Source organism: Ruegeria sp. YTSC325, assembly GCF_059609525.1.
The window spans coordinates 63,961-86,223 of record NZ_JBXWLY010000011.1 but is presented as its reverse complement, the minus strand read 5'-3'; the positions used below and the strand labels follow the sequence as shown (position 1 = coordinate 86,223).

Annotated in this window: 22 protein-coding genes and 1 pseudogene; 8 read left to right on the top strand and 15 right to left on the bottom strand. The window is 58.0% G+C overall.

What is annotated here, in order from left to right; all coding sequences use genetic code 11:
- Window positions 1-67 precede the first annotated feature (67 nt).
- The 6 genes and pseudogenes from AC2FF7_RS15880 (at window position 68) to AC2FF7_RS15855 (ending at window position 7,307) form a co-directional block, all read left to right on the top strand.
- Window positions 68-1,408: a FliI/YscN family ATPase gene (locus tag AC2FF7_RS15880; RefSeq protein WP_496905928.1), complete on the top strand. Its 1,341-nt coding sequence runs from the start codon at window positions 68-70 to the stop codon at window positions 1,406-1,408.
- Between the two features lie 83 nt (window positions 1,409-1,491).
- Window positions 1,492-2,328 carry a flagellar motor protein MotB gene (locus tag AC2FF7_RS15875; protein ID WP_496905927.1) on the top strand — a complete coding sequence of 279 codons (837 nt, stop codon included), beginning with the start codon at window positions 1,492-1,494 and terminating at the stop codon, window positions 2,326-2,328.
- A gap of 97 nt (window positions 2,329-2,425) precedes the next feature.
- Window positions 2,426-3,721, top strand: a pseudogene (locus tag AC2FF7_RS15870) (flagellar hook protein FlgE).
- 33 nt (window positions 3,722-3,754) lie between these two features.
- Window positions 3,755-5,206: a flagellar hook-associated protein FlgK gene (flgK, locus tag AC2FF7_RS15865; protein ID WP_496905926.1), complete on the top strand. Its 1,452-nt coding sequence runs from the start codon at window positions 3,755-3,757 to the stop codon at window positions 5,204-5,206.
- Between the two features lie 2 nt (window positions 5,207-5,208).
- Complete coding sequence (locus AC2FF7_RS15860; RefSeq protein ID WP_480868724.1) at window positions 5,209-6,216, top strand: flagellin; 1,008 nt, start codon at window positions 5,209-5,211, stop codon at window positions 6,214-6,216.
- Window positions 6,213-7,307 carry a flagellar basal body P-ring protein FlgI gene (locus tag AC2FF7_RS15855; RefSeq protein ID WP_480868726.1) on the top strand — a complete coding sequence of 365 codons (1,095 nt, stop codon included), beginning with the start codon at window positions 6,213-6,215 and terminating at the stop codon, window positions 7,305-7,307. Before AC2FF7_RS15860 ends, AC2FF7_RS15855 begins: the two co-directional genes overlap by 4 nt.
- 54 nt (window positions 7,308-7,361) lie before the next feature.
- On the opposite strand, the gene AC2FF7_RS15850 is transcribed toward AC2FF7_RS15855, so the two are convergent.
- The 11 genes from AC2FF7_RS15850 to AC2FF7_RS15800 form a co-directional block, all read right to left on the bottom strand.
- Window positions 7,362-8,009: a DUF1523 family protein gene (locus AC2FF7_RS15850; RefSeq protein WP_170353798.1), complete on the bottom strand. Its 648-nt coding sequence runs from the start codon at window positions 8,007-8,009 to the stop codon at window positions 7,362-7,364.
- An 11-nt stretch (window positions 8,010-8,020) separates the two neighbouring features.
- Window positions 8,021-8,287, bottom strand: a complete 267-nt coding sequence (locus tag AC2FF7_RS15845) for a hypothetical protein (RefSeq protein WP_170353799.1) — start codon at window positions 8,285-8,287, stop codon at window positions 8,021-8,023.
- Window positions 8,288-9,625: a DUF6638 family protein gene (locus tag AC2FF7_RS15840; RefSeq protein WP_496905925.1), complete on the bottom strand. Its 1,338-nt coding sequence runs from the start codon at window positions 9,623-9,625 to the stop codon at window positions 8,288-8,290.
- Window positions 9,622-9,861, bottom strand: a complete 240-nt coding sequence (locus AC2FF7_RS15835; protein WP_496905924.1) for a hypothetical protein — start codon at window positions 9,859-9,861, stop codon at window positions 9,622-9,624. Before AC2FF7_RS15835 ends, AC2FF7_RS15840 begins: the two co-directional genes overlap by 4 nt.
- A gap of 5 nt (window positions 9,862-9,866) precedes the next feature.
- Window positions 9,867-10,163 (bottom strand): hypothetical protein, encoded by a 297-nt coding sequence (locus AC2FF7_RS15830; RefSeq protein ID WP_170755352.1) that lies wholly within the window; start codon window positions 10,161-10,163, stop codon window positions 9,867-9,869.
- Complete coding sequence (locus AC2FF7_RS15825) at window positions 10,160-10,495, bottom strand: hypothetical protein (RefSeq protein WP_496905923.1); 336 nt, start codon at window positions 10,493-10,495, stop codon at window positions 10,160-10,162. The genes AC2FF7_RS15830 and AC2FF7_RS15825 overlap by 4 nt, the downstream gene beginning before the upstream one ends.
- Complete coding sequence (locus tag AC2FF7_RS15820; protein WP_496905922.1) at window positions 10,492-12,423, bottom strand: AAA family ATPase; 1,932 nt, start codon at window positions 12,421-12,423, stop codon at window positions 10,492-10,494. Before AC2FF7_RS15820 ends, AC2FF7_RS15825 begins: the two co-directional genes overlap by 4 nt.
- Before the next feature lie 57 nt (window positions 12,424-12,480).
- Window positions 12,481-13,599, bottom strand: coding sequence for a hypothetical protein (locus AC2FF7_RS15815; protein WP_496905921.1), 1,119 nt, complete (start codon window positions 13,597-13,599; stop codon window positions 12,481-12,483).
- Window positions 13,592-13,876 carry a hypothetical protein gene (locus AC2FF7_RS15810; protein WP_170755348.1) on the bottom strand — a complete coding sequence of 95 codons (285 nt, stop codon included), beginning with the start codon at window positions 13,874-13,876 and terminating at the stop codon, window positions 13,592-13,594. The genes AC2FF7_RS15815 and AC2FF7_RS15810 overlap by 8 nt, the downstream gene beginning before the upstream one ends.
- Before the next feature lie 93 nt (window positions 13,877-13,969).
- The gene (locus AC2FF7_RS15805; RefSeq protein WP_480868735.1) at window positions 13,970-14,146 is read right to left on the bottom strand and encodes a hypothetical protein; all 177 of its coding nucleotides are present in this window, start codon (window positions 14,144-14,146) and stop codon (window positions 13,970-13,972) included.
- 135 nt (window positions 14,147-14,281) lie between these two features.
- Entirely contained in the window at window positions 14,282-15,361 is a 1,080-nt protein-coding gene (locus tag AC2FF7_RS15800; RefSeq protein WP_480868737.1) for a coiled-coil domain-containing protein, read from the bottom strand.
- Between the two features lie 249 nt (window positions 15,362-15,610).
- On the opposite strand from AC2FF7_RS15800, the gene AC2FF7_RS15795 reads away from it, so the two are divergent.
- Entirely contained in the window at window positions 15,611-17,086 is a 1,476-nt protein-coding gene (locus AC2FF7_RS15795; RefSeq protein ID WP_496905920.1) for an NAD-dependent succinate-semialdehyde dehydrogenase, read from the top strand.
- A gap of 123 nt (window positions 17,087-17,209) precedes the next feature.
- Window positions 17,210-19,393 (top strand): esterase-like activity of phytase family protein, encoded by a 2,184-nt coding sequence (locus AC2FF7_RS15790; protein WP_496905919.1) that lies wholly within the window; start codon window positions 17,210-17,212, stop codon window positions 19,391-19,393.
- 73 nt (window positions 19,394-19,466) lie between these two features.
- On the opposite strand, the gene AC2FF7_RS15785 is transcribed toward AC2FF7_RS15790, so the two are convergent.
- The 4 genes from AC2FF7_RS15785 to AC2FF7_RS15770 all read right to left on the bottom strand — a co-directional run bounded on the left by AC2FF7_RS15785 (window position 19,467) and on the right by AC2FF7_RS15770 (window position 22,153).
- On the bottom strand, window positions 19,467-19,709 hold the full coding sequence (locus AC2FF7_RS15785) for a glycine zipper 2TM domain-containing protein (RefSeq protein ID WP_480868741.1): 243 nt from the start codon (window positions 19,707-19,709) through the stop codon (window positions 19,467-19,469).
- A 255-nt stretch (window positions 19,710-19,964) separates the two neighbouring features.
- Window positions 19,965-20,432, bottom strand: coding sequence for an Hsp20 family protein (locus AC2FF7_RS15780; RefSeq protein ID WP_480868743.1), 468 nt, complete (start codon window positions 20,430-20,432; stop codon window positions 19,965-19,967).
- 120 nt (window positions 20,433-20,552) lie between these two features.
- On the bottom strand, window positions 20,553-21,365 hold the full coding sequence (locus AC2FF7_RS15775) for a trypsin-like serine peptidase (RefSeq protein WP_496905918.1): 813 nt from the start codon (window positions 21,363-21,365) through the stop codon (window positions 20,553-20,555).
- Window positions 21,362-22,153, bottom strand: a complete 792-nt coding sequence (locus tag AC2FF7_RS15770) for a trypsin-like serine peptidase (protein WP_234899436.1) — start codon at window positions 22,151-22,153, stop codon at window positions 21,362-21,364. Before AC2FF7_RS15770 ends, AC2FF7_RS15775 begins: the two co-directional genes overlap by 4 nt.
- Between the last annotated feature and the right edge of the window lie 110 nt (window positions 22,154-22,263).

The window sequence follows — 22,263 nt, the reverse complement described above, 5'->3', positions numbered from 1 at the left end:
ATTTCAATCAAGGCTTAACCCCGATTCCTTTAGAAACCGTTTTCAGAAACCCGTTGGAGAACCCACGATGTCCGATCTCGACCCAAGCTTTCTGAAATCCGAATTCGACCGTCTTTCCGCCGTGCGCCATATGGGGCGTGTGTCCGGCGTGACGCGTGGAGTTGTTGAAATTCTAGGACTTGAAGGGCAAGCACGGATCGGCGATCACCTGACCCTGCGGCGGCGCAACGGCCCCGATCTGGCCGGAGAAGTGCTGCATGTCGAATCGGACCTGATCCACATGATGCCCACCGCCGCACCTGATGGCGTTTGTCTGGGCGACCGGGTGATTCTAGAGCAGACGCCTGAGTTTGCGCCGGGGATGCATTGGCTGGGGCGGGTGATCGATCCGTTCGGGAAACCACTGGATGGCAAACCTCTGCTCTCTGGTACGCAGGAGCGCGTCATCATGCAGGCCCCGCCCCTCGCCGTGGCCCGAAAACCTTTGGGCATACGGATGGAGACCGGGCTGGCCATGCTCAACACCATGCTTCCGGTGGTGCAAGGGCAGCGCGTTGGGCTGTTTGCGGGTTCGGGCGTGGGCAAGTCGACGCTGTTGGCCACGCTCGCCAAGTCGATGCAGGCGGATGCGGTGGTGGTTGCACTGGTCGGTGAACGTGGGCGCGAGGTGAATGAATTCGTCAAACACGCGCTGGGGCACGAGGGGATGAAACGGTCGATTGTGGTGGCCGCGACCTCGGATCAGTCGGCGTTGGCGCGCAGACGCTGCGCTTGGTCGGCAATGTCCGTGGCCGAGTATCTACGCGATCAGGGGCTGAACGTCCTGCTTCTGGCCGATTCGGTGACCCGCTTTGCCGAGGCGCATCGCGAAATCGCCGTCGCCATGGGCGAATCCCCGTCCCTGCGCGGTTTCCCTCCGTCGGTCACGCCGCTGATCGCCGGTCTGTGCGAACGGGCCGGACCGGGGGCGGCGGATCAGGGCGATATCACCGCCGTGTTCAGTGTTCTGGTGCCCGGATCGGATATGGATGAACCCGTGGCCGACATTCTGCGCGGCGTTCTGGACGGCCATATTGTCCTGAGCCGCGAAATTGCCGAGCGCGGGCGATTCCCGGCCATCGACCTCAGCCGCTCAGTCTCGCGCAGCCTGCCGGGTGCCGCGTCCGAGGATGAAAACCGCATGATCGCCGAGGCCCGCAAGCTGGTCGGCAGCTATGAACAATCCGAGGTGATGATCAAGGCGGGGCTCTATTCCGAGGGCGCGGACCCGCTACTGGATCAGGCCGTGCGGGTGCATGAGGAACTGGATGCTTTCTTTGCTAAATCTGAATCAAATGGGATCAAGAACAGCTTCAACCACCTGCAGCTGATCCTGCGACGGGCCGGGTCCACGCTGGCGCGACAGTGAAATCCGAACAGTTTTAAGTGTTAAGCCCACCTTAAGACCTGCCCGGCTACCCCTGTCGTCGGGTGATAGAAAAGGTGGTGGAGATGGGTGCGCAATCCAATGCGGCGCCAATCATCATCAAGAAGAAACGTGTGTCAGGTGGCGATGGCCACCACGGTGGCGCGTGGAAAGTGGCATATGCCGACTTTGTCACGGCCATGATGGCGTTCTTCATGTTGATGTGGCTGCTGAATGCAACGACGGAACAACAACGCAAAGGGCTGGCGGATTATTTCTCGCCAACGATTCCGGTGAATCCAGTCTCGGGCGGAGGCGACGGGGCCTTTGGCGGCAACAATATGTTCTCGGAATTGACCATGGTCATGGATGGCTCGGGTGCCAGTCAGCGCAGCCCCACCGCCGCCCGTCAGGCACGGGGGTCGATCGGTGTCGCCAATGAAGGGGGCAAGCAAAGCACCGAGGAGTTCTCGACCCTTGAAGCGCGCCTTATGGGACGAACCGGAGAGAGCATGGTCTCGGACAAGGTGCTGAAACACATTGTCACGCGCCTGACCGATGAAGGGTTGGTGGTCGAACTGTTCGACACTGAGGATCAACCTCTTTTCGAATCGGGCAGCGACACACCGACTGCGATCATGCGTGCTCTGGCGCTATTGGTTGCCCGTTCTTCGGACCTTGTGACCAATGATATCGCGGTTGAGGGTCACGTTGGCTCGTCTCCGGTCGTGGTGGCCAGTAATCCGGTTTGGACAGTATCGACATCTCGGGCGCAGAAAGTGCGTCAGATGCTTCAGGATAAAGGTGTTCCACCTGTTCGGCTGGATCGGGTTACCGGTCACGCGGATCGCGAATTACATGATGAGAACCCGATGGCGGCGCGCAATAACAGGATCGAGATCATCTTCCTGCGCAATTCCTGATAGGAAAGGATAGGACGCATTTTACCTGTTAGCGCGCTGTTAAGGCCCAGCGCGTTAGCTGTTGCATCAAGGATTGACGCAACAGAAGGGCGTGCCCATGACTATTTCATCTTCATTGAATGCTGGCGTGGCTGCATTGAATGCCAATGCAAATCGGTTGGCAACGATTTCCGACAACATCGCCAACTCGTCCACATTTGGGTACAAGCGGGTTGAAACTGATTTTCATTCCATGGTCACGTCTGGCCAAGGCGGCAGCTATTCGGCGGGCGGTGTGCGCACCACCAGCCAGCGACTGATCGACCAGCGCGGCTCGCTGGTAACGACGAACAACTCGACTGATCTGGCAGTACGCGGGCGTGGGATGTTACCGGTGCGTCCCAGTTCCCAGATCGCGGGTGGTTCGAACGAGATGTTGTTGACCACAACCGGTTCGTTTCGCACCAATGAAGAAGGGTATCTGGTCACCGAATCCGGTTTGGTTTTGCTAGGCTGGCGGGCAAATCCTGACGGGTCCATCCCGGCAGTACCACGGGACACGCCCGCCGCGCTGGAACCCATTCAACTGAGTGTCAATCAGTTGTCTGGCGCGCCAACCACGCAGATGAACCTGCGTATGAACTTGCCTGCTACCGCAACCGATGCGGGGGCATCTGGGGACAGCCAACCTCTGCCCGTCGAATATTTTGACAATCTGGGTAAATCGGAAAGCATCGATATCGAACTGGTGCCCACCGTTCCCGCAACAGGATCCAGCAACGAATAGACCATGATCATGCGCGATTCGGCTTCGGGCGGCGCTGTGATCGGGGAGTATACTTTGACCTTTACCGACAGCCGGACAGCAGGCGGCACCCTTGCCAGCGTCACGGCAGTTTCGGGCGGTGCTTATGACCCTGCCACCGGCAGCGTTGTGGTGAACACGGCGGGCGGCCCGATGGAGGTTAATATCGGCCAGATCGGCGACGCAGATGGTATCACACAGTTGTCGGATACATTTGCGCCGGTTTCGATCACTCGGGATGGGTCAGCTGTGGGAACGATGACCAGTGTTCAGGTCGACGAGAATGGCTATGTCTACGCGTTTTATGACACTGGCGTCAGCCGCCGTATGTTCCAGATTCCGTTGGCAGATGTTCCAAATCCCAACGGCTTGACGGCATTGGACAGCCAAACCTATGCACCGTCGCGCGAAAGCGGCACGTTCTTTTTGTGGAATGCGGGTGAAGGTCCGACGGGTGATCTGGTTTCTTTCGCGCGCGAGGAATCCACCACCGATGTCGCGACCGAATTGACCTCGATGATCCAAACGCAGCGGGCTTACTCTTCAAGCGCGAAAGTCATCCAGACGGTCGATGAGATGCTGCAGGAAACCACCAATATCAAACGCTGATTTCGGCGCTAACCCAGCGAAAGGACCCGTGCCATGAACATGTCGACGGCCCTGAACAATGCCATTGGCGGTCTTACGGCCGCCAGCCGCGGCGCCTCGGTAGTGTCCGAGAACATCGCCAACGCGCTAACGCCCGGCTATGCACGCAGAAGTTTGGAACTGACGACGAACACGATTTCTGGCCATGGCGTTAGAACCGTCGGCGTGGTTCGAAACCAGGATCCTGTGCTGACAGCCAACCGCCGCACCGCAGATGCCGAACTGGCACGTCAATCGACCGTTTCAGGTTTTCACAGCAGATTGGAGGGACTTGTCGGCACCCCGGATGACGCCACATCCGTTGCAGCCCGTCTGGCCGATTTCGACGGCGCCTTGATCACCGCGTCCAGTCTGCCCGACTCGTCAGAGCGTCTGGATCAGGTTGCCCGCACGGGTCGTGATCTCGCAAACAGTCTGAATGCTGCCTCGGAAGGGCTGCGTGATCTGCGGTCGGACGCGGATCGGTCAATTGGTCGATTTATCGACAGGCTGAACCAGACGTTGACCGACATTGAGGCATTGAATGCCAAAATTCCCGCCGTCAAATACGCCGGTGGTGAGATTGGAGCCTTGCTGGACCAAAGGCAGGTTCTGATCGATCAAGTCAACGAGGTTATTCCAGTTAATGTTGTGCCTCGGGCCAATGATCAGGTGTCCATCTACTCGGATGGAGGGTTGATCTTGCTTGAAGGTACAGCAGCCGAGTTTACGTTCACCACAACTGGCGAGACCAAGCCCCATATGACTGTGGCAAACGGCTTGTTGTCGGGCCTGCAGATGAACGGAAACCCGGTTCGCACCAGCGGTGACAACGCGCAGATCATAGGGGGTGCTCTTGCCGCTGAGTTCGAAAGCCGCGATGAGCTTGCTGTTGAGGCCCAGGGTAATCTGGACACGGTCGCGCGCGATCTGATCGAGCGGTTTGAAACACCGGGTCTGGACCCTACGGCGCTGGCCACCGATCCAGGGTTGTTCACTGATGAAGGCAATCGTTTTGATCCGACTGCGCCTGCCGGGCTGGCCTCGCGGATTAACCTGAATTCCATTGTCGATCCTGACAACGGCGGCCAAAGCTGGAAATTGCGCGCAGGCCTAGGGGCAATAACCCCCGGAGACCCCGGAAACGCCACGCAATTGCAGGCGTTCGGGGCCGCTCTATCGCAAGCGCGACCGGTAGCCGGATCCCCTTTCGGGACCGGAGACATGCGCGCATCCGACCTGACCGAGGCGCTTCTATCCAGGACCGGTGCGAATGCGCACACGGCCAGTCAACGTCTGGCTTTCGCCAATAGCGCCCAGCTCGAGATGACCAAGATCGAAGCAGAACAAGGCGTGGACACGGATCAGGAGCTTCAGCGTCTGATCCAGATTGAACAGATCTATTCAGCGAACGCGCGGCTTATCTCGGTCGTGGATGAGTTGATGGAAACATTGCTGAGGTTGTGATCATGACTTTGACATCTATAGGTGATTTGGCGCGCGGCCTCACTCTGAAAAGCCGCGCAACCGAAATCAAAACCCAGATCGAAACTCTGTCCTACGAAATGTCAACGGGCAAAGTGCAGGACGTCAGTGGCCGTCTGGACGGGGACTATTCTCATCTGCTTGATCTCGATCGCAGTCTGTCACAGCTTGAGGCGTTCAAAGTCTCAACTGCCGAGGCCAGCTTGTTCACCGATGCCATGCAGCTAAGCCTGACGACGATTGACGACTCGGTCGGAGAGATAACCGCTGCACTTTTGTCTTTTGGCACGTCCAATCAAGCGGTTACCCACGAAAACGCTTCGGTACTGGCAAGGAATGAGCTGGACACGATCATGTCAGCACTGAACACCCGTGCCGGGGGGCGCAGTCTGTTTTCAGGCACAGCAACGGATGTCTCACCCTTGCCGACCGCAGACACCCTTCTGACAGCGCTTGAGGCCGAGTTGACCGGGTTGGTCACGGCAACAGATATTCAGCAGGCGGCGGAAGACTGGTTCAATGACCCTACGGGGTTTGACGCGGTTATTTACCAGGGTTCGGCGGCAACGCTTTCTGCGATGCAAATCTCTGAGAATGAAAGCGTCAACATACCGGTAACTGCGACCGACCCGGCGCTGAAGGCCGCGATCAGGGACATCGCTGTCGCTGCTCTGGTTTCGGATAACGCGTTGAACCTACCCCGCGATCAACGAACCGCGCTGTTCAAGCAGTTGGGTGTCGATCTGGCCAACACGCAAAATGAAACAGTAAACCTGCGCGCTCTGGTCGGCGCAGCAGAAGCCCGAATTGATCAGGCGGCAACACGCAACAGCGCAGCAATGACAAGCCTTGAATTCAGTCGAAACGAACTGATTGCCGCGGACCCTTATCAAACCGCTGCGCAGTTGCAGACAGTCCAGTTTCAATTGGAAAGCCTGTATTCCGTAACCGTTCGCAACGCGAACCTGTCACTGGTGAACTTCCTGAGATGAGAGTTCTGGTTTTCATTTTGATGTTGCTGCCTGGCCTGGCCTCGGCCGGAGCGATCCGGTTGAAAGACTTAGTGGACTTTGATGGTGTTCGGGGAAATGACCTTGTCGGCTATGGCCTTGTGGTTGGCCTGAACGGAACCGGGGATGGGCTGCGCAATTCCCCATTCACCGAGGAAATCATGTCCAACATCCTCGAACGTTTGGGCGTGAACGTGAACGGTGAGGATTTTCGGCCCAAGAACGTGGCCGCCGTGTTGGTAACCGCCAGCTTGCCACCATTTGCCAGGGTCGGTGGCGAGATTGATGTGACGGTTTCAGCCATCGGGGATTCCAACAGTCTTTTAGGAGGCACCCTGATCATGACGCCCTTGAACGCAGCGGACGGTCAGATCTATGCGGTCGCCCAAGGCACCGTTCTGGCAGGTGGTGCCGCTGTCGAGGGCGAAGCCGCGTCTGTCGTGCGCGGGGTTCCAACCTCTGGCGTCATCCCCTCTGGGGCGAGGGTCGAGCGCGAGATTGATTTTGACCTTTCGTCACTGACACAAATGCGGCTGGCGCTCAGAGAGCCGGATTTTACTACTGCTGGCCGGATTGAGTCTGCAATCAACACGGAATTTAATCGCCCCGTTGCCATCATGCGAGATTCTGGCACGGTGGAGTTGAACATTGCCGCGACACAGTCGATCTCGACTGCGCATGCGTTGGGTCGGATCGAAAACATTCTGGTCGAGCCGGAAACCAAAGCGCGCGTCGTCGTGGATCAGCGCTCTGGCACGATTGTCATGGGTCAAGAAGTCCGCATTTCGCGCGTTGCAGTCTCGCAGGGGAACCTGACCCTCACGGTAGAAGAAGCACCTATTGCAGTACAACCCAACCCGTTTGCGCGTGGTGAAACAGTTGTTGTCCCCCGAACGATCGCCGGGATCGAAGAAGAAGAAGGGACTGGTTTGGCCGAAATCCCCGAGGCAACAACCCTATCAGAGGTTGTTGCCGGCCTGAACGCACTAGGCGTTTCCCCCCGCGACATGATCGATATTCTGAAAACGATCAAAGCCGCTGGGGCATTGCACGCGGAATTTGTAGTGCGTTAAGGGTGCGGCGGGTCCATGGGCCCCATCTTACCTTTTCCGAAAGAAGAACGGGCATTACTTGGATTTCCAGCTGTCCAGCCACTTCCTGAACCTGCTGCTTTGCTCTCCAATCGCATCCCCGGCGGCGTATAACCCGTCTTCGACGTTTTCGATCACAGGATCGACTCGTGCCGCGCGGAACCTGCGCCAACGCACCCATATGGCCCAGACGATCGCGAAAAAGACGGTCAGGAAAATGATGTTGAACCAAGGGATCAGCCGCACATCGGGGCTATCGACCGGGCGAACAGAAACAGCATTTGGAAAGATCGACATTAGCTGATTACGCCAGCCGTAATGGCGCAGCACCACCCATTGAGGGTTATCCGCAGTCGAGACCAAATTGGTCAGTTCGGCCTGCAGGTTCGAACTATCAAGCTTGAAGTAAGGTGGCCATCCCCAACCGGTATCTTCATTGCGGTAAACACGCGGTTTGCCATTGGGGCGGAAGGTTTCCACAAAGCGCACATCGCGATTGACGGTCTGCGCGCCCTCTTGCCCGGTGTCCTGCTGCGCCCAGAAGATCGAGTTCTCACCGAAATCGACGCGCCGCACCTCGGTCTTGACGATCCGCACCACATCCTGCTGCGGCAGGGTGTATTCCAGAACCGAGGCAACAAGCCCCCAGAAGACGATGATGAATGCCCATTTGATATAGACCATCTATTCGGCCCTCACATGAAATTTGTTATATAGATCAGCAGGGCAATGCCCCCCAGCGGGATGACATAGACACCCAGCAACAGTTTCTTTCGAAACGAGTTATCATACTGCCGCATCCCCCGCTGTAGAAATGCGTCACGATCGCCGTGCAGCCCTTTCTTTTCCCAATGTGCGATCAGTTTACGACGGCGTATCAGACGGGAATAGATCGACAACCCGACATAAATCACTGTCAGAATGACCAGTAAGGGGATCAGAAAACGGATTGCGACGATCATTCAGCTTCTCCCTACCGCGCCCCAGGGGCCGACCCGCGCGATGACCGCGTCGCTGACCCGGTCGGTGCCGCTCATGTCCGGTTCATGGCCAAACAGCGCGGCGCGGGCACCGGCCTTGTCCACCTGATACTCGCGCGCGAGGAAGTCGGCAACATAGGCTTTCTTGGTGTCCGGCCAGGTGGAATAGGTCCGGTAGAACAGCTCTTTGTGGCAGATGAACATCTGGCGCGGGTCCAGCGGGGCCAGCTCGGCCAGCAACATGTTCACCAGATCGCGGTTCGGCGTGTCGGCCGCGCGCAGCGTATAGAAATAAGCTGGGTGGTCCGAGGTGATCCGCGGCCACGGCCCTCCGTCACTGGCCCAGCGCAGCAACTGGGCCAGGCCATGATAGGCCTCGGGCAAGTGATCGGCGTGGTTGCGGGCCAGACGGCGCATATCGCTGCGGTCCAGCCCGGTCAGGTCAACGCCTGCGTCGGCGGCGGCATGGATGGTCAGGAAATCCATCTTTTGCTGCAACACAGCAGCCGAGTTCACGCCGCGCGCCTCGATGATGGTCTCGACCAGAGAATTATCGTTCAGGAAGGCCGCAATCTGGTGCCGTTGCACCGGATCGAGCACGTGGTTCAACGGCAAATCATCAGCCCGCTCGCCCATGCAAATCGCCGCCGGATAGTCCAGGTCAGGGAACAGGTAGAGCCCGCCGAAATGCGCCGTCCAGAAATTGCGCTGTTCGAACGCAGTGTGACGCAGGTGAACGGGGTTTCGGGTGACGTCCCCGGTTTCTTTGGCGGTTTCGATCATTTTGGCGATCAGCACATCGTCGAACCAGGCGTCCTCTTGGGTTTTGAACTGTTCGACCATACCTGCAAGTTGTTCAGCCCTGCGCAGAGTACCGCCCACCGTGTCGGCTTCAATCTCAATCTTGCGTAGGTTCAGAAGATCGGCGGACGTGGTGAGTTTGAAGACCGAGTTCACCAGCTCTCCGGCCACCGCATCCGTGGCGGTCAGGGCGAACAACTGCGCCTCGTTCATCTCGATGAACTCGCGCAGAATGTCGCGCGAGGTCGAGAATTTGACGTTCAGCAACGGCGCGCGTTTCTGTTCAGTCGTCAACAGGATGAATTGCCGGTTGACCCCGTTGGGGTTGAGGTAGAGCGGGTCGTCCAATTCCTGCCCCACTTCGGGCGAATAGCCCGAGATATCCACATGGAAATCTGTCAGATCAGTGGTCTTGCCCGCCAAATGCTGCAACGCGCGGTTATACCGCTCGACCAAGGCCGGGCTGGAAATGTGGACGAGGTTGCCAAACATCAGGCCTTTTTCGATGAGACGGATCATGGAAGATACCTTTTGAAAACCCATCGCTCCAGAAGAAGCAAAATTGATAAGATCACGCCGAGGAAACACCCAAATACTAGGAAGCTGAGAAAAACTTCGTTTGGTGAATCCGTTGTGCCACAACTACGAATGACCCGGAAGTTTTCGGGCATCAGCCCTTCCCAACCGCAAATAGTGGTGGTCATAAATACAGCCAGAATGACTGCAAATAAGACTGCGGCGATGATCACTCTCAAGTTCGTCACCTCATCATTCTATTTAGACGACCAACAACCACAATTGCCAGCACCAACAGTGGCAGCGCAAACGCCCGCGCGGTGATCTGCAAGTTGAAGCCGATATAAGACACCACACTGCCTTCAAACAGGATCAGGGTCTCGTCCCACGACGCGCCTTCAAAGCCGCTGCCTGCATTCACACCGAACTGAGTCAGATACAGAACCGCAACGGCGCCCAGAAATCCGAACACACCCCAACGCAGGGGCAGGATCAGGCCCAGTACAAGCGCCAAACCAGAGATTGCGAGAGTTAAAGTCATGTCATTACGTCCTTTTTCCGGCGATGCGTGACTGCATACGCTCCGCCGGCCAAGATCATTGCGGGGACGAACCAGAACAACGCCTGCGCAAGAAAATGTGAAGGGGCCTGACCCGGACCAAAGGCGTGGACCAATGAGGCGGGGCGCAGGACCGAGGCACCGTTGATCCAGATTTCAAACAACGCGCTCCAAACGTAAGTAACCGCGAAAATAATTAGCGCCATCATTGCAAAGGCGGGCCGGGCAGCTGCGCGGCGACGCGCGACCGTGATGCCGAAAAACAGGCACGCGCCGATCAGCGATCCGAAGATCAAGATCAAGCCGCCGGTCATGTTTTCCCCTTCAGATACCGCCGCTTGGCTTCTTCCATCCGGCCCATTTCGCGGACGGCGTTCTCGATGGCGACCTCGTCGCTCTTGTCGGCATAGCGGAATTCACTGTCGGCATAGCGGTTGATTTCCTGCATCACCATGTCCACCGTGATCGGCTGGCGCAGGTCCTCGATCATTGCTTTCTTGGTGTCGTAGTCGCGGAACAGGAACAGTTCGGGGTTCTCCATCCACTCATCAGGCAGTTCGAAATCCATCGCGCGGACCTTGACCGCGTCGGTGATGTTCTTGATGGCGCGGCCCGTGAACCGCTCATCCGCTTGCTGTATCGCCTTGAGATAAGTGCCCAGCTTGGCGATCGTATCCATCTGGCCGATCTCGCCGGAGACCCGGTCATAGACCTGCATCAGTGCATCCTCATGCGGGCGCGCATGGCTTTCGAAACTGGCGGCGACGGCCTTTTTGATTTCTTGCGCGGCATAAGCCTCGTGCTCGCCCAGCGGGATGTCGTGGTTGCGGCCCATCAGCAGATGCAGAATGTCGATGTAGTCCTCGCGCGTCTGGGGACCGTCCACCAAAAACCGCGCTCCCGCCCGCTGGCGCAGAGCATCGTCCACATTCTCAGGGTAGTTCGAGAACATACCAAAGGTGCAGTTGCCGCGTACAACGGTGTTGGCACCCGCAAAGCTCTCCATCAGCACAGCGGTGATTTCCAATTGCCCGGCTGAGGACTGCCGGTCGCCGCGTTTGCCTGCCAATTGGTCGATATCATCGATGGTGCCAAAGCCGATAACCGAGGGGTCGATGATCGTGTTGATAAACGCCTTGGCGTTCTGGCCGGATTTGCCCTGATAGCTGTCGATATTGTCGGTGCTCAGGTTTTGATAGCGGAACGGATAGCCCGCGTTCTGGCAATAATCGTTGATCAGCCCGGCCATCATTTGGATCAGGGTGGTCTTGCCTGTGCCCGGTTTGCCGTCGCCCATGAAGGTAAAGATGAACCCGCCGAGTTCCGCAAACGGGTTCAGGCGGCGGTCAAAGTCATAAGCCATCAGCATCTTGGCCAGCTTCATGGCCTGATATTTGGCGATGTGGTTGCCCACCACCTCGTTCGGCTTCTTGAACGTCATGGTCAGGGTGGTGGATTTGGCCTTGGAGGCGGGCTCGAACCCCCGGATCGTCAGGTCGTCGGCCTCAATATGCCACGCGGCGTTCTGGAACGGGGCCAAATGATCCGCCGACTGCGCGCGCAGGGCAGCCTTGTCCATCAGTTGTTCAGCATAGGCGCTCGTGGCCGCGATCAGATGCACATCATCGGGGGCGTGTTTTGCCAACACTTGATCCAGTTCCCACAGGGCACCATGCAACGCAAGCTGGCCATTGTCGGTCAGGACCTCTTCGATTTCGCCGAGGTCGACGGTGGTCTCGCCCAGATGCGAAGACATCAGGTAGGCCAGCGCATTCCCGAAGGTATGGGACGTGATCAAAGCCTCAGCCGTCAGCAATTCCGAGAATTCTGTTTTGCGCGCGGCGGGCAGATCCCCCGCCAGGTTGGCGCGTTTCAGATCGGCCAGCGGGGTCTGTTCCGCATAAGCCTCGGCCACGGCCAGAGCGATCGCAATCGCCCGGCGAATGGCTTGCTGTGTTGTGGCTTGCGGTGGCGAGACCAGTGTATCGCCGTCGTCCGAAGCCTCGATCCGCTCAACCAGATGCACCCCGTCCGCGCGCGCGGTGCGCCGCGTCACCAGCCCCGGCGTCGTGGATCGAAACCGCCGTCCGGTCGAAACACCCGGAGACCGCTCAACCGCTGCCTCAACCGGTTTGGCAATCCGCGGCGCGTGTTCGAACCCGTTCAGCAAAGCGGTCGCTGCCGGGTAATGCTTGCGAATGTCGTCTTCGCGCAATTCCATCTGATCTGACGTCAAACTCATTTAAAAAACCGCCGTTGCTTCTTCTGTTCAAAAATACTTCCGCCCGATGCGAAAAAACTAGTATCTCAACACCTGCCCGGTCTTGCTGACAACGAATTTGCGCACATCAGCAAACCCTGGCGGGCTGCGCTCGGCCAGCACCTGAAACGGGCGCTGGGGCAGGATGATCGACCGCTGCGTTTGCGTCGCTCCGGTCTCGGCCCCCTGCCCGCCGAACGGGTCCAAGGCGAACACCTCTCGCTCGACGGTCGAGAACCACCCAGCGCGTTCTTCGATTACGTCCTCGCTTTCCAACTGTTCCATGGTCCAGGCCAGCGCCCAATCCTGACCTTCGGGGGCCTGCGCGTCCTCCAGCACTTGCCGCAGGGGTCCGGATTGTTCCGTATAGGCCGAGGAATACATCGGGCCCACATGGATGCGGCGCAGGTGTTTGGGGTGCAGGTCGTCAAAATCCTGATCGAAGCCCGTGGCGATCGTCACCTGCTTCAGCCCGCCCAAAGACTGCGCCATCAGATGCGCCTGTACCTCGGGCCAGCGACGCTGGTCCTTGGGCAGGGCCGTGCGCCCGCTGTCTTCCAACTTCATCATGTAGATGACTGGCAGGTTGATCTGGCTGTCATAAACCGCCCAGTGGATCAGAAACTTGCGCCGATCCCCTTCATTCCCGATCCAAAGGCATTCGGGATCGTTACGGGCCCAGAACAGCTGTCCTTTCAGCAATTCCTCGTAATAGAGCCTTTGCGACAGTGCGAATTGCAGCTTGGTCGGTATCTCGCGGTCGCCAATGATGGTGCGTACCATGTCGGTTTTCAGATCGTCGGCTGATGGCATATTGGCCAGATGCACCTGCGCCTGCTGCGCGTCATTGGCCATGGTCAGCAACTCGGCCGCCACCGGAAACCCGCTGTCGCGTTTGTCCATGGCAAGGCTGCCAAAGAACCGCCCCGTATCACGCCCGACCAGCAGGTATTTCATGGACAGTGCCCGGAACGTATAGAGCAACCCGGAGAGGTAGCGCGACACGATCCGCACCTCTTGCTTGCTGATCGCGCCCTCGGCCTCCATCGTCGCGGCCACGCGAAGGAGGTGGACGGTGATCACCTCGAATTTGCGGAAGTAGCGACGCGAGGCGAAGGTGTCGGTCAGGCCGACATGGTCTTGAACGGGGTTAGTCATTTGGGGGCTTTTTGTAGTTTTCGCCAAACATGTGCCGGGCATGATCTTTGCCATACAAAAATTCGATGCCTTCGCCCAACCCGTAGTTTCTGAAACTTTCTAAACAGAGTTGAGCGGCCCCTAGGAACGCAACAATCACCCCCATAGCTGCAGCTACCGAGCCGATCGAGATCGCAGTTTTATTCGCGAAACTGATTCCGAACGTGAAAGCGACCCCGCTGGAACAAGCTGCAACGAGGACAAACAATCTCAGAGCTTTCTTCTCAAAATCGTTCATCCGCCGCACAAACTCCTAAAGCTTTTCTTAACAACCACTTTTAGCCCAAAAGGGGCAAAGGTGCCGTTCAGGCTGACACGCTCTCGGGTGGGGTTAGTCATGCATCACCACCGCCAAAGCCACCAAAATCCCGGCCGGGCGACTGCCCGCCATCGCCATGGTTGTTGGTTGGTACGCTGTTAATTCCTTGCGACCTGCGAAACATCTCCAACCGATAGGTAGACCAAATAGCTCCGAGAGCACCAGCACCGCACAATAAGTAGAATCCATTCACCATCATCGTCAGAAAAAAGATTAGAAAAGCGAGCCCAATTGCACCCCAAACAAGCTCACCGTTTCGCTCGACCCATGTCTTGCTTTTGTCTTGCTCCAAGAAAAATGGCATTCGTCGCAACCAGCCTTTTCTTATCCACCATACAAATTCTTATCATGCTTCTCGACAATCGCCGCGAACCGGCGGGCAAAGCGTTCATCCGCCTTGGCTTTTTTCTCCAGCACGTCGCGGGCAAAGACCATGTGGCCTTCGTGCGCCTCAAGCATGTCGGCCATTTTCTGGTTGGTCGCTGTGCCGATGGCCGCCATGGCCGTCTGCGCCTCTTGGTCGGTCTGCACGCCGATCTCGTTGATGCGGTGGGCCACGTCCTGCTGCTGCGCGGTTTTCAGCGATTTGGTCAGGGCATCGTACAGCACCACGCGCTGCTGCGTGTCTGTCTGCAGCTTGTTGATCAGCACCATCTGCGTCGCCGCCTGGTTCTGCAGTGAATCGACCCAGGTCTTGCCCTTTTCAATGTAACGCTCCAGCGTCTGAGACTTAGCCAGCTTGACCTGCTCTTCCTGAACCTTGGCGTTGTATTGCTTGTTCAGTTCGGCCAGCTCGGTTTCAAGCTGAGTGCGCGCGGCGGCGTCCTGTTCGACGCTGATCTTGTTTTCCAGCGTAATGATGGTCGGGTCCATGCCCTGGATTTCAGCCCGCAATGCTTCCAGTTCGGCCACTGTCGCCTCACGATCATCCAGCGTGCCGGTCAGGTTGTCCTCGACCTTCACGCGCTGTTCCTCCAGCACGGACAGCTGCCCTTCCAGCAGTTTCACGATCACGTCGGATTTGGCGATCAGGTCCTGCAGCTTGTCGTCGATATTGGCGGTGCGCATCCGCTCCTGCCGCATGGATTCGGACTTGCCCTTGGCGAAGATGCCAACAAAACTCTCCCACCCGGTTTTCGAGCGCATCTCGTCGAAATCCTTGGAGAACGCGTTGGTGACGTCATCCAGACCCATGATCAGCTCGGCAATATTGGCGTTCATCACCTCAGTATGGGCGTGCACATCTTCCAGCGTAGCGTTTTCGATGTCGATATCGGCCTCGGCCGTGCCAATCTTGGCCCGGGCGTCGTCAATGCGCGAGGTCAGGTTTTCGATCTGCGACTGGCTTTCGCGGACTTTCGCCTGCGTTTCTTCGATCAACGCGTCAAATCTATGGTTCGACATCTGCACTATCCCCTTTTTTGTTCAATTACCCAATAAGATAGGGAATGTTACATCTATTTACATCCCCCGAGAGACAAAGTTCCTGCAAACTGTGGCAAACTCGGCCCGAAAAAGATAGGCGCGATCTTTCGCGCCCGAGTGCCGCTTTTGATCAAATCTGGATTGATCCCTGCCGGGTTGTGGACATAGACATTCCAGACCCCACCTGTTTGTGTGCGACAACTCTAAATTCCTGCCGGAGGCCAAGCTATGCTGGACACGACAACCGATCTGAAATCCATCCTGAAAAACCCCGATCTCCTAGCAACCAAGGCCTATATTGGCGGTCAGTGGGTGGACGGCGACAACGGCACGTTTGCCGTCACGAACCCCGCGCGCAGAGATGTCGTGGCCGAGGTCGCGGACCTAAGCCGCGCGCAGGTAGCAGGTGCGATTGCGCAGGCCGAGGCAGCGCAAAAGGAATGGGCCAAACTGACTGGTAAAGAACGCGCAGTTATCCTGCGCCGCTGGTTCGACCTTATGATGGAAAACGCCGAGGATCTGGGCAAGATTCTGACCGCCGAACAGGGCAAACCGCTGGCTGAAGCGATTGGCGAAATCGGTTATGGTGCGTCCTTCATCGAATTCTTCGGCGAAGAGGCAAAGCGGGTTTACGGTGAGATGATCCCGGGCCATCAGCGCGACAAGCGGATCATGGTTCTGAAGCAACCCATAGGCGTTGCAGCCTCGATCACGCCGTGGAACTTTCCCAACGCGATGATTACGCGTAAAGCCGCGCCGGCACTGGCGGCCGGATGCGCCTTTGTTGCGCGCCCTGCTAAGGAAACACCTTTATCTGCACTGGTCATGGGCGTTCTGGCCGAACAGGCTGGCATTCCGGCGGGCGTGTTCAACGTGCTGCCGTCCTCCAGCGCCAGCGAGATCGGCAAGGAGTTCTGCGAAAACCCCGGCGTGCGCAAACTGACCTTTACCGGCTCGACCGAAGTGGGCCGTATCCTGCTGAAACAAGCGGCCGATCAGGTCATGAAATGCTCGATGGAGCTGGGCGGCAACGCGCCGTTCATCGTGTTTGACGACGCAGATCTGGATGCCGCGGTCGAGGGCGCAATGCTGTGCAAGTTCCGCAACAATGGTCAGACCTGTGTCTGCGCGAACCGTATCTACGTGCAGGCAGGTGTCTATAACGCTTTCGCGGCTAAACTGAAAGCCGCCGTTGAGGCGCTGAAGATTGGTGATGGCCTGTCCGAAGGCACGACCACGGGCCCGCTGATCAACGCAGAGGCGGTCGCCAAGGTCGAAGAGCATATTAAGGACGTCACCGATAAGGGCGGTGCCGTTTTGACTGGGGGTCTGCCGCATGATCTGGGTGGCACCTTCTTCCAGCCCACCATCGTAACTGGCGTGACGCAGGACATGATGGTCGCGCAGGATGAAACCTTCGGCCCGCTGGCCCCGCTGTTCAAATTCGAGGACGAAGATGACGTGATTGCCATGGCCAATGACACGATCTTTGGTCTGGCCTCTTACTTCTATGCCAAGGATCTAAGCCGCGTCTACAAGGTGGCCGAGGCATTGGAATATGGCATAGTCGGCGTGAACACGGGCATCATCTCGACCGAGGTTGGGCCTTTTGGCGGTGTCAAACAATCCGGTCTGGGTCGCGAAGGCAGCCATCATGGAATGGAGGACTACCTTGAGATGAAATACGTCTGTCTTTCGGTCTAACTCTTCGCGGCCACTGCCCCGGTAGTGGCCGCGTTTGTCACAAAACTGAAGCCAAACTGTCACAACACCGCAACGATCCCGGTCCATCCCCCTCGCATCCGAGTGAAAAGAGGAAACCCACCGATGTCATTGCGCACTGTCTGCCTGACATCTGCCCTTGCTCTGACTGCTAGTCAGGCCTTGGCAGAGATGAATTTCAACCGAATTGCATCCTTCCCCGTGGTGAAAAACATGGCCGAAGGCGCGGACACCACCCGCGAAACCTCGCCCGAGATCATCGCGGCGACCGCAGATGGCATGACGCTGGTCTACACCGACAGCCCGCTGGGCGTGATCGGCATGGTCGACATCACCGATCCCGCGAACCCTGCGCCCTTGGGTGCGATGGAGGTTGGTGGCGAGCCAACCTCAGTCGGGATCGTTGGCGCAAATGCTTTTGTTGGCGTGAACACTTCGGACAGCTATACCGCCCCGTCGGGCAAACTTATATCGGTCGATATCGCGGGAAAGGCGCAGACCGGCGCCTGTGATCTGGGCGGTCAGCCAGACAGCGTCGCCATCGCTCCCGATGCCAGCTTTGTTGCTGTGGCGATAGAAAATGAGCGGGACGAAGACCTCAACGATGGCATCATCCCGCAGCTGCCCGCAGGTGAGCTGGCGCTGGTGCCGCTAAAAGATGGCGCGCTGGATTGCGCAGGCATGAAAATGGCCTCGCTAACCGGCCTGGCCGAGGTTGCGCCCACCGATCCCGAGCCCGAGTTCGTGGATATCAACGGCCTTGGCGAAACGGTCGTCACCCTGCAGGAAAACAACCACATCGCGGTTGTTGCCAAAGACGGCACCGTGATCAGCCATTTCTCGGCCGGCAGCGTGGATCTGGAAGGCATCGACGCCACCGATGAGCGCGGCGCGCTGATCTTCACCGAAAGCCAGCCGGGCCGCCTGCGTGAACCCGACGCGGTGAAATGGATCGACGACAACCACTTCGCCACCGCCAACGAAGGCGACTACGAAGGTGGCTCGCGCGGCTGGACGATCTTCCACAAGGACGGGACCGTTGTTTACGAAAACGGCACCGATTTCGAAAAGGCCATCATTCAGATTGGCCACTACCCTGACAAACGCTCGGACAGCAAAGGGGTCGAGCCGGAAAGCGTGACCGCAGCCACCTTTGGCGGTACTCCGATGATCTTTGTGGGAGCCGAGCGCGCCTCGGTCGTGGGGGTCTATGACGCCACCGACCCTGCGAGCCCGGTTCTGAAACAACTGCTGCCCTCGGGCGTTGGTCCGGAAGGCTATGTGGCAATCCCCGAGCGGAACCTGCTGATCTCGGCCAATGAAAAAGACCTGATCGAAGATGGTGGGCCGCGTGCACATGTGTCGATCTTCGAATATCAGGATGCGCCCGCCGCCTACCCGCACCTGACATCGGAAGGCGCGGATGAGCTGATTGGATGGGGTGCGCTGTCCGGTCTGGTCGCGGATGAAGACGGCATGATCTATGCGGTCAATGACAGCTTCTATGGCTTCCAGCCCTCGATCTTCAAGATCGACCCCAGCCAGCAACCCGCCCGCATCGTGGACGTGATCCGCATTCACCGTCAGGACGGTAACCCAGCGCAGAAGCTGGACCTTGAGGGCATCACGCTGGACGGCAAGGGTGGCTTCTACGTCGCATCCGAAGGTCGCACTGACCGTGTGATCCCGCACGCGATCTACCACGTTTCAGCCGAGGGCAAGATCAAGGATCGCAAAGGCGAGATCGGCTTGCCTGCCGAGTTGATGGCGGTCGAGAAACGCTTTGGCTTCGAGGGCATCACCCGCGTCGGTGACACTCTGTGGATGGCTGTTCAGCGTGAATGGAAGGACGACCCGGAAAACCACGTGAAACTGGTGGCCTATAACCTTGAGACCAAGGAATGGGGCGCGGTTCACTACCCCAAAGCGGACCCGGATACCGGTTGGGTCGGCCTGTCGGAAATCGTGGCCTTCGGCGACCATGTCTATGTGATCGAGCGCGACAACCAGCACGACCATCGCGCCGTGACCAAAAAGGTCTATCGTGTTCCACTGTCGGAAATGACCCCTGCCCCGCTGGGCGGCCCCCTGCCAGTGGTCAGCAAGGAAGAGGTTCGCGACCTGCTGCCTGATCTGACCTCGACCGGAGGCTATGTTCTGGACAAGATCGAAGGTCTTGCCATCCTACCCTCGGGCGAGGCGTTTGTGATGACCGACAATGACGGCGTCGACGATGCCTCGGGCGAGACGATGTTCTGGTCGATCGGGTCGGTGACGGCTGGGAACTGAGGCACATATTCCTAAACTATTGGCGCCGCGCATTACCTGCGCGGCGCTAAACTTTTCAGCATGTAACTCTTAGTCAGTTGCAAGCCGACTGACCTGCATACATTCCAAGTCCAGCACCTGCCGCAGTCGCCAGTGTTTGGCCTGATCCGCCGCCAAAGCGATTACCGACAACGCCACCAAGAGCCGCGCCGCCCAAAATACCTGCTGCGCAACGCGCATCGTGTTGGACCCGGGCCTGTGTTGGCGTCGTTGGCGCCCCGCACGCCGCCAAAGCAAGCGTGCCCACAAGCAGGCAAGATATAGTTACTTTCTTCATTTCAGATTCCTTCCATTCACTCGCACTCAGTTGTCCTTACTTTTGGTCATGTAAGTCCCAACGAATCCCTACCCACCACGGAACTGACCCAGATCAAGATGGCTGGGTTCAAGTAGCTCGTTGAACATTCAACCTCTGCACTATTGCGCAGGATAGATATTGGTTTGGGGAACAACGCCCCGCGTCTGGAGGAACGCGGGGCGTGCAGTCTGCGATAACCCCGAGAGGCAGGACTATCGCGGTGGTCGGACGGCCTTAGTTCACGGCTTTGGCGTCAACCACGTCCTTTTCGATGGCCTGACCAGACGAAATCTGAATCCGGCGCGGTTTCAGCGCTTCGGGCACCTCGCGCTTGAGGTCGATGTTCAGCATCCCGTTCTCATGGCTGGCACCAGTCACGCGGACGTGGTCGGCCAGCGCAAAGCGGCGCTCGAACGCACGGGTGGCAATGCCACGGTGCAGGTAGGAACGGTCCTTGTCCCCGGCAGCTTTCTTGCCGGCCACGATCAGGGCGTTTTCTTTTACTTCGACCGACAAATCGGCCTCGGCGAAACCAGCGACAGCGACGGAAATCCGATAGGTGTCGGCATCGGTTTTTTCGATGTTATAGGGCGGATAGCTGGGCTGAGCCACGTCATTGGTCAGAACGCGATCCATCATGTCGGCGATCTGGTCGAAACCAATGGTGGCGCGGTGAAGCGGTGCAAAATCAAAACTACGCATGTGGTGTATCCTCATCTGAGCGATCTACGATATGCCCTCCGGTTTGGACGGGCGCTTGCTGTGTCAGGCCCCATCATTGGCGACCCGATACAGTTCAGATGGGTAACGATTTGACCGAGTTCAACCCCCGCCCGAGCTGATGAATTTCGCGCCGGAATTGGACTTGCCCGAACCGACCTGCAAGCGTCGGATCTCGGCTTTGGGTTGCGGCGCGTCCCGACGCAGCGCGGCCTTCAATTCCGACACTATTCCGGACAATTCCATCCCGAACCCGACCTTTTGCCGCCCGTCGCTGCCGACCGCGGATACGACGGAGAGAATCTGCCAGCGTGACCCGCTCCGGGCCAGCAAGGCCGAACCGGACGACCCAAAGGTGATATCGCAATTGAACGTGATCAATCCCTGATGGCGCTGCAGAATACGACAAGAGCGTTCCCGCGTTATCGCCTCGGACCGGCCGCGCCCGTACGAAGCAAGGCTGACCTCATTGCCCAAAACGCGCCCGCTGTGCAGGGCGAAAGGATTGGCCACCGAATACGGGATCGGCTGATCCAGCCGCATCAGCGCAACGTCAATCCGAACAGCCTCGGCCGATTGCCCACCGTGCTTGGTATAGTCGGGATGAATGGCGATCTGTTCGACTTTGCGCTCGGCCAGTGCCTCACCATCGCTCAGCCCAGCCCGAAATGTTAACTGGCCGGGTGCATATAATTGCCCGGTTCCCCGATCCAGCGCACAATGGGCAGCGGTCAGGACAATATTCTGCGCGATCAGAGTTCCGGTGCAAAAACCTCGGTTGCCGATATCCAGACGCCCCACAGCCTCCCAACCGTAAAGATCATCCCGGTCGGTCAGCTTTCGCTTTGCGCTCTGTGCAAAAGATGCGGTCGCTAGGCCGATAAGGCACAAAGCAGTCAGCAATGCACGGATCATGGTTTGACGAACCTTGCGCCAACATTATTTCGCGCGGCGCCCTGCGGGGTCTTGGCGATAAAGCCACGCCCCGCCGACAATTCCCTTTGCAGAATGGTCAGAGAATCTTCGACCGTTGTTCCGACCGCCACGCGCTGTCCGTCAAATTCTGCCTTTGCGGCGACCACGGACACAATGCGAGGACGATCACCCTCGAAGGAAAATACTGGCGCACCAGAGGACCCGAACTCTACGTCACAAGACATGACAAGAACGTCGGATCTGCGGCTCATGACTGAGCACACCTCTTGCAGAGCCGGAGCTTCGGCCCTGTCTCGCGCGTAGGATACGACACCAACCTCTTCGCCTCGGGCAGGGCGATCACCTGTTTCAAAAGGAATGACCGTTGTGTTTCGGATCGGTTGCCACAACTCGATCAGCGCAATGTCACTGCCGATGCGGGCTGCGGTCGCATCTTCGCCATACTGGTATTTCGGATGCACAACCGCTCGACGCGCGGCGCGATAGGCAGATGCGCGCCCAAGTCGCCATGCGGCCAGAAACTCGACATCAGACAAATCCACACGCTGACCTGTGGCTTTGTCAAACAGGCAATGCGCGGCCGTCAGGACCAGCGTCGGAGAGATCAACGTGCCTGTACAGAACCCCGTTCCGCCAATATCCAAGCGTCCAACCGCCATCCACGCGCGGCCCGCATCAGTCGTGTCCAGGCTTTTCAACCTGGAATCCTGGGCCATCGCAGCCATCGGCATCAAAGCCAGTGTCAGAACCTTCAACCAGTGTCGCAAGCGCTTCTCCGACGTTGCTTGGTACGTTTCCTCCTACGCGCCACGTGGGGCGAAATTAGGGCGCTTGCTTGTCGGGTTGAATCCGATCGCGACAGTCTAGCACTGCCGCA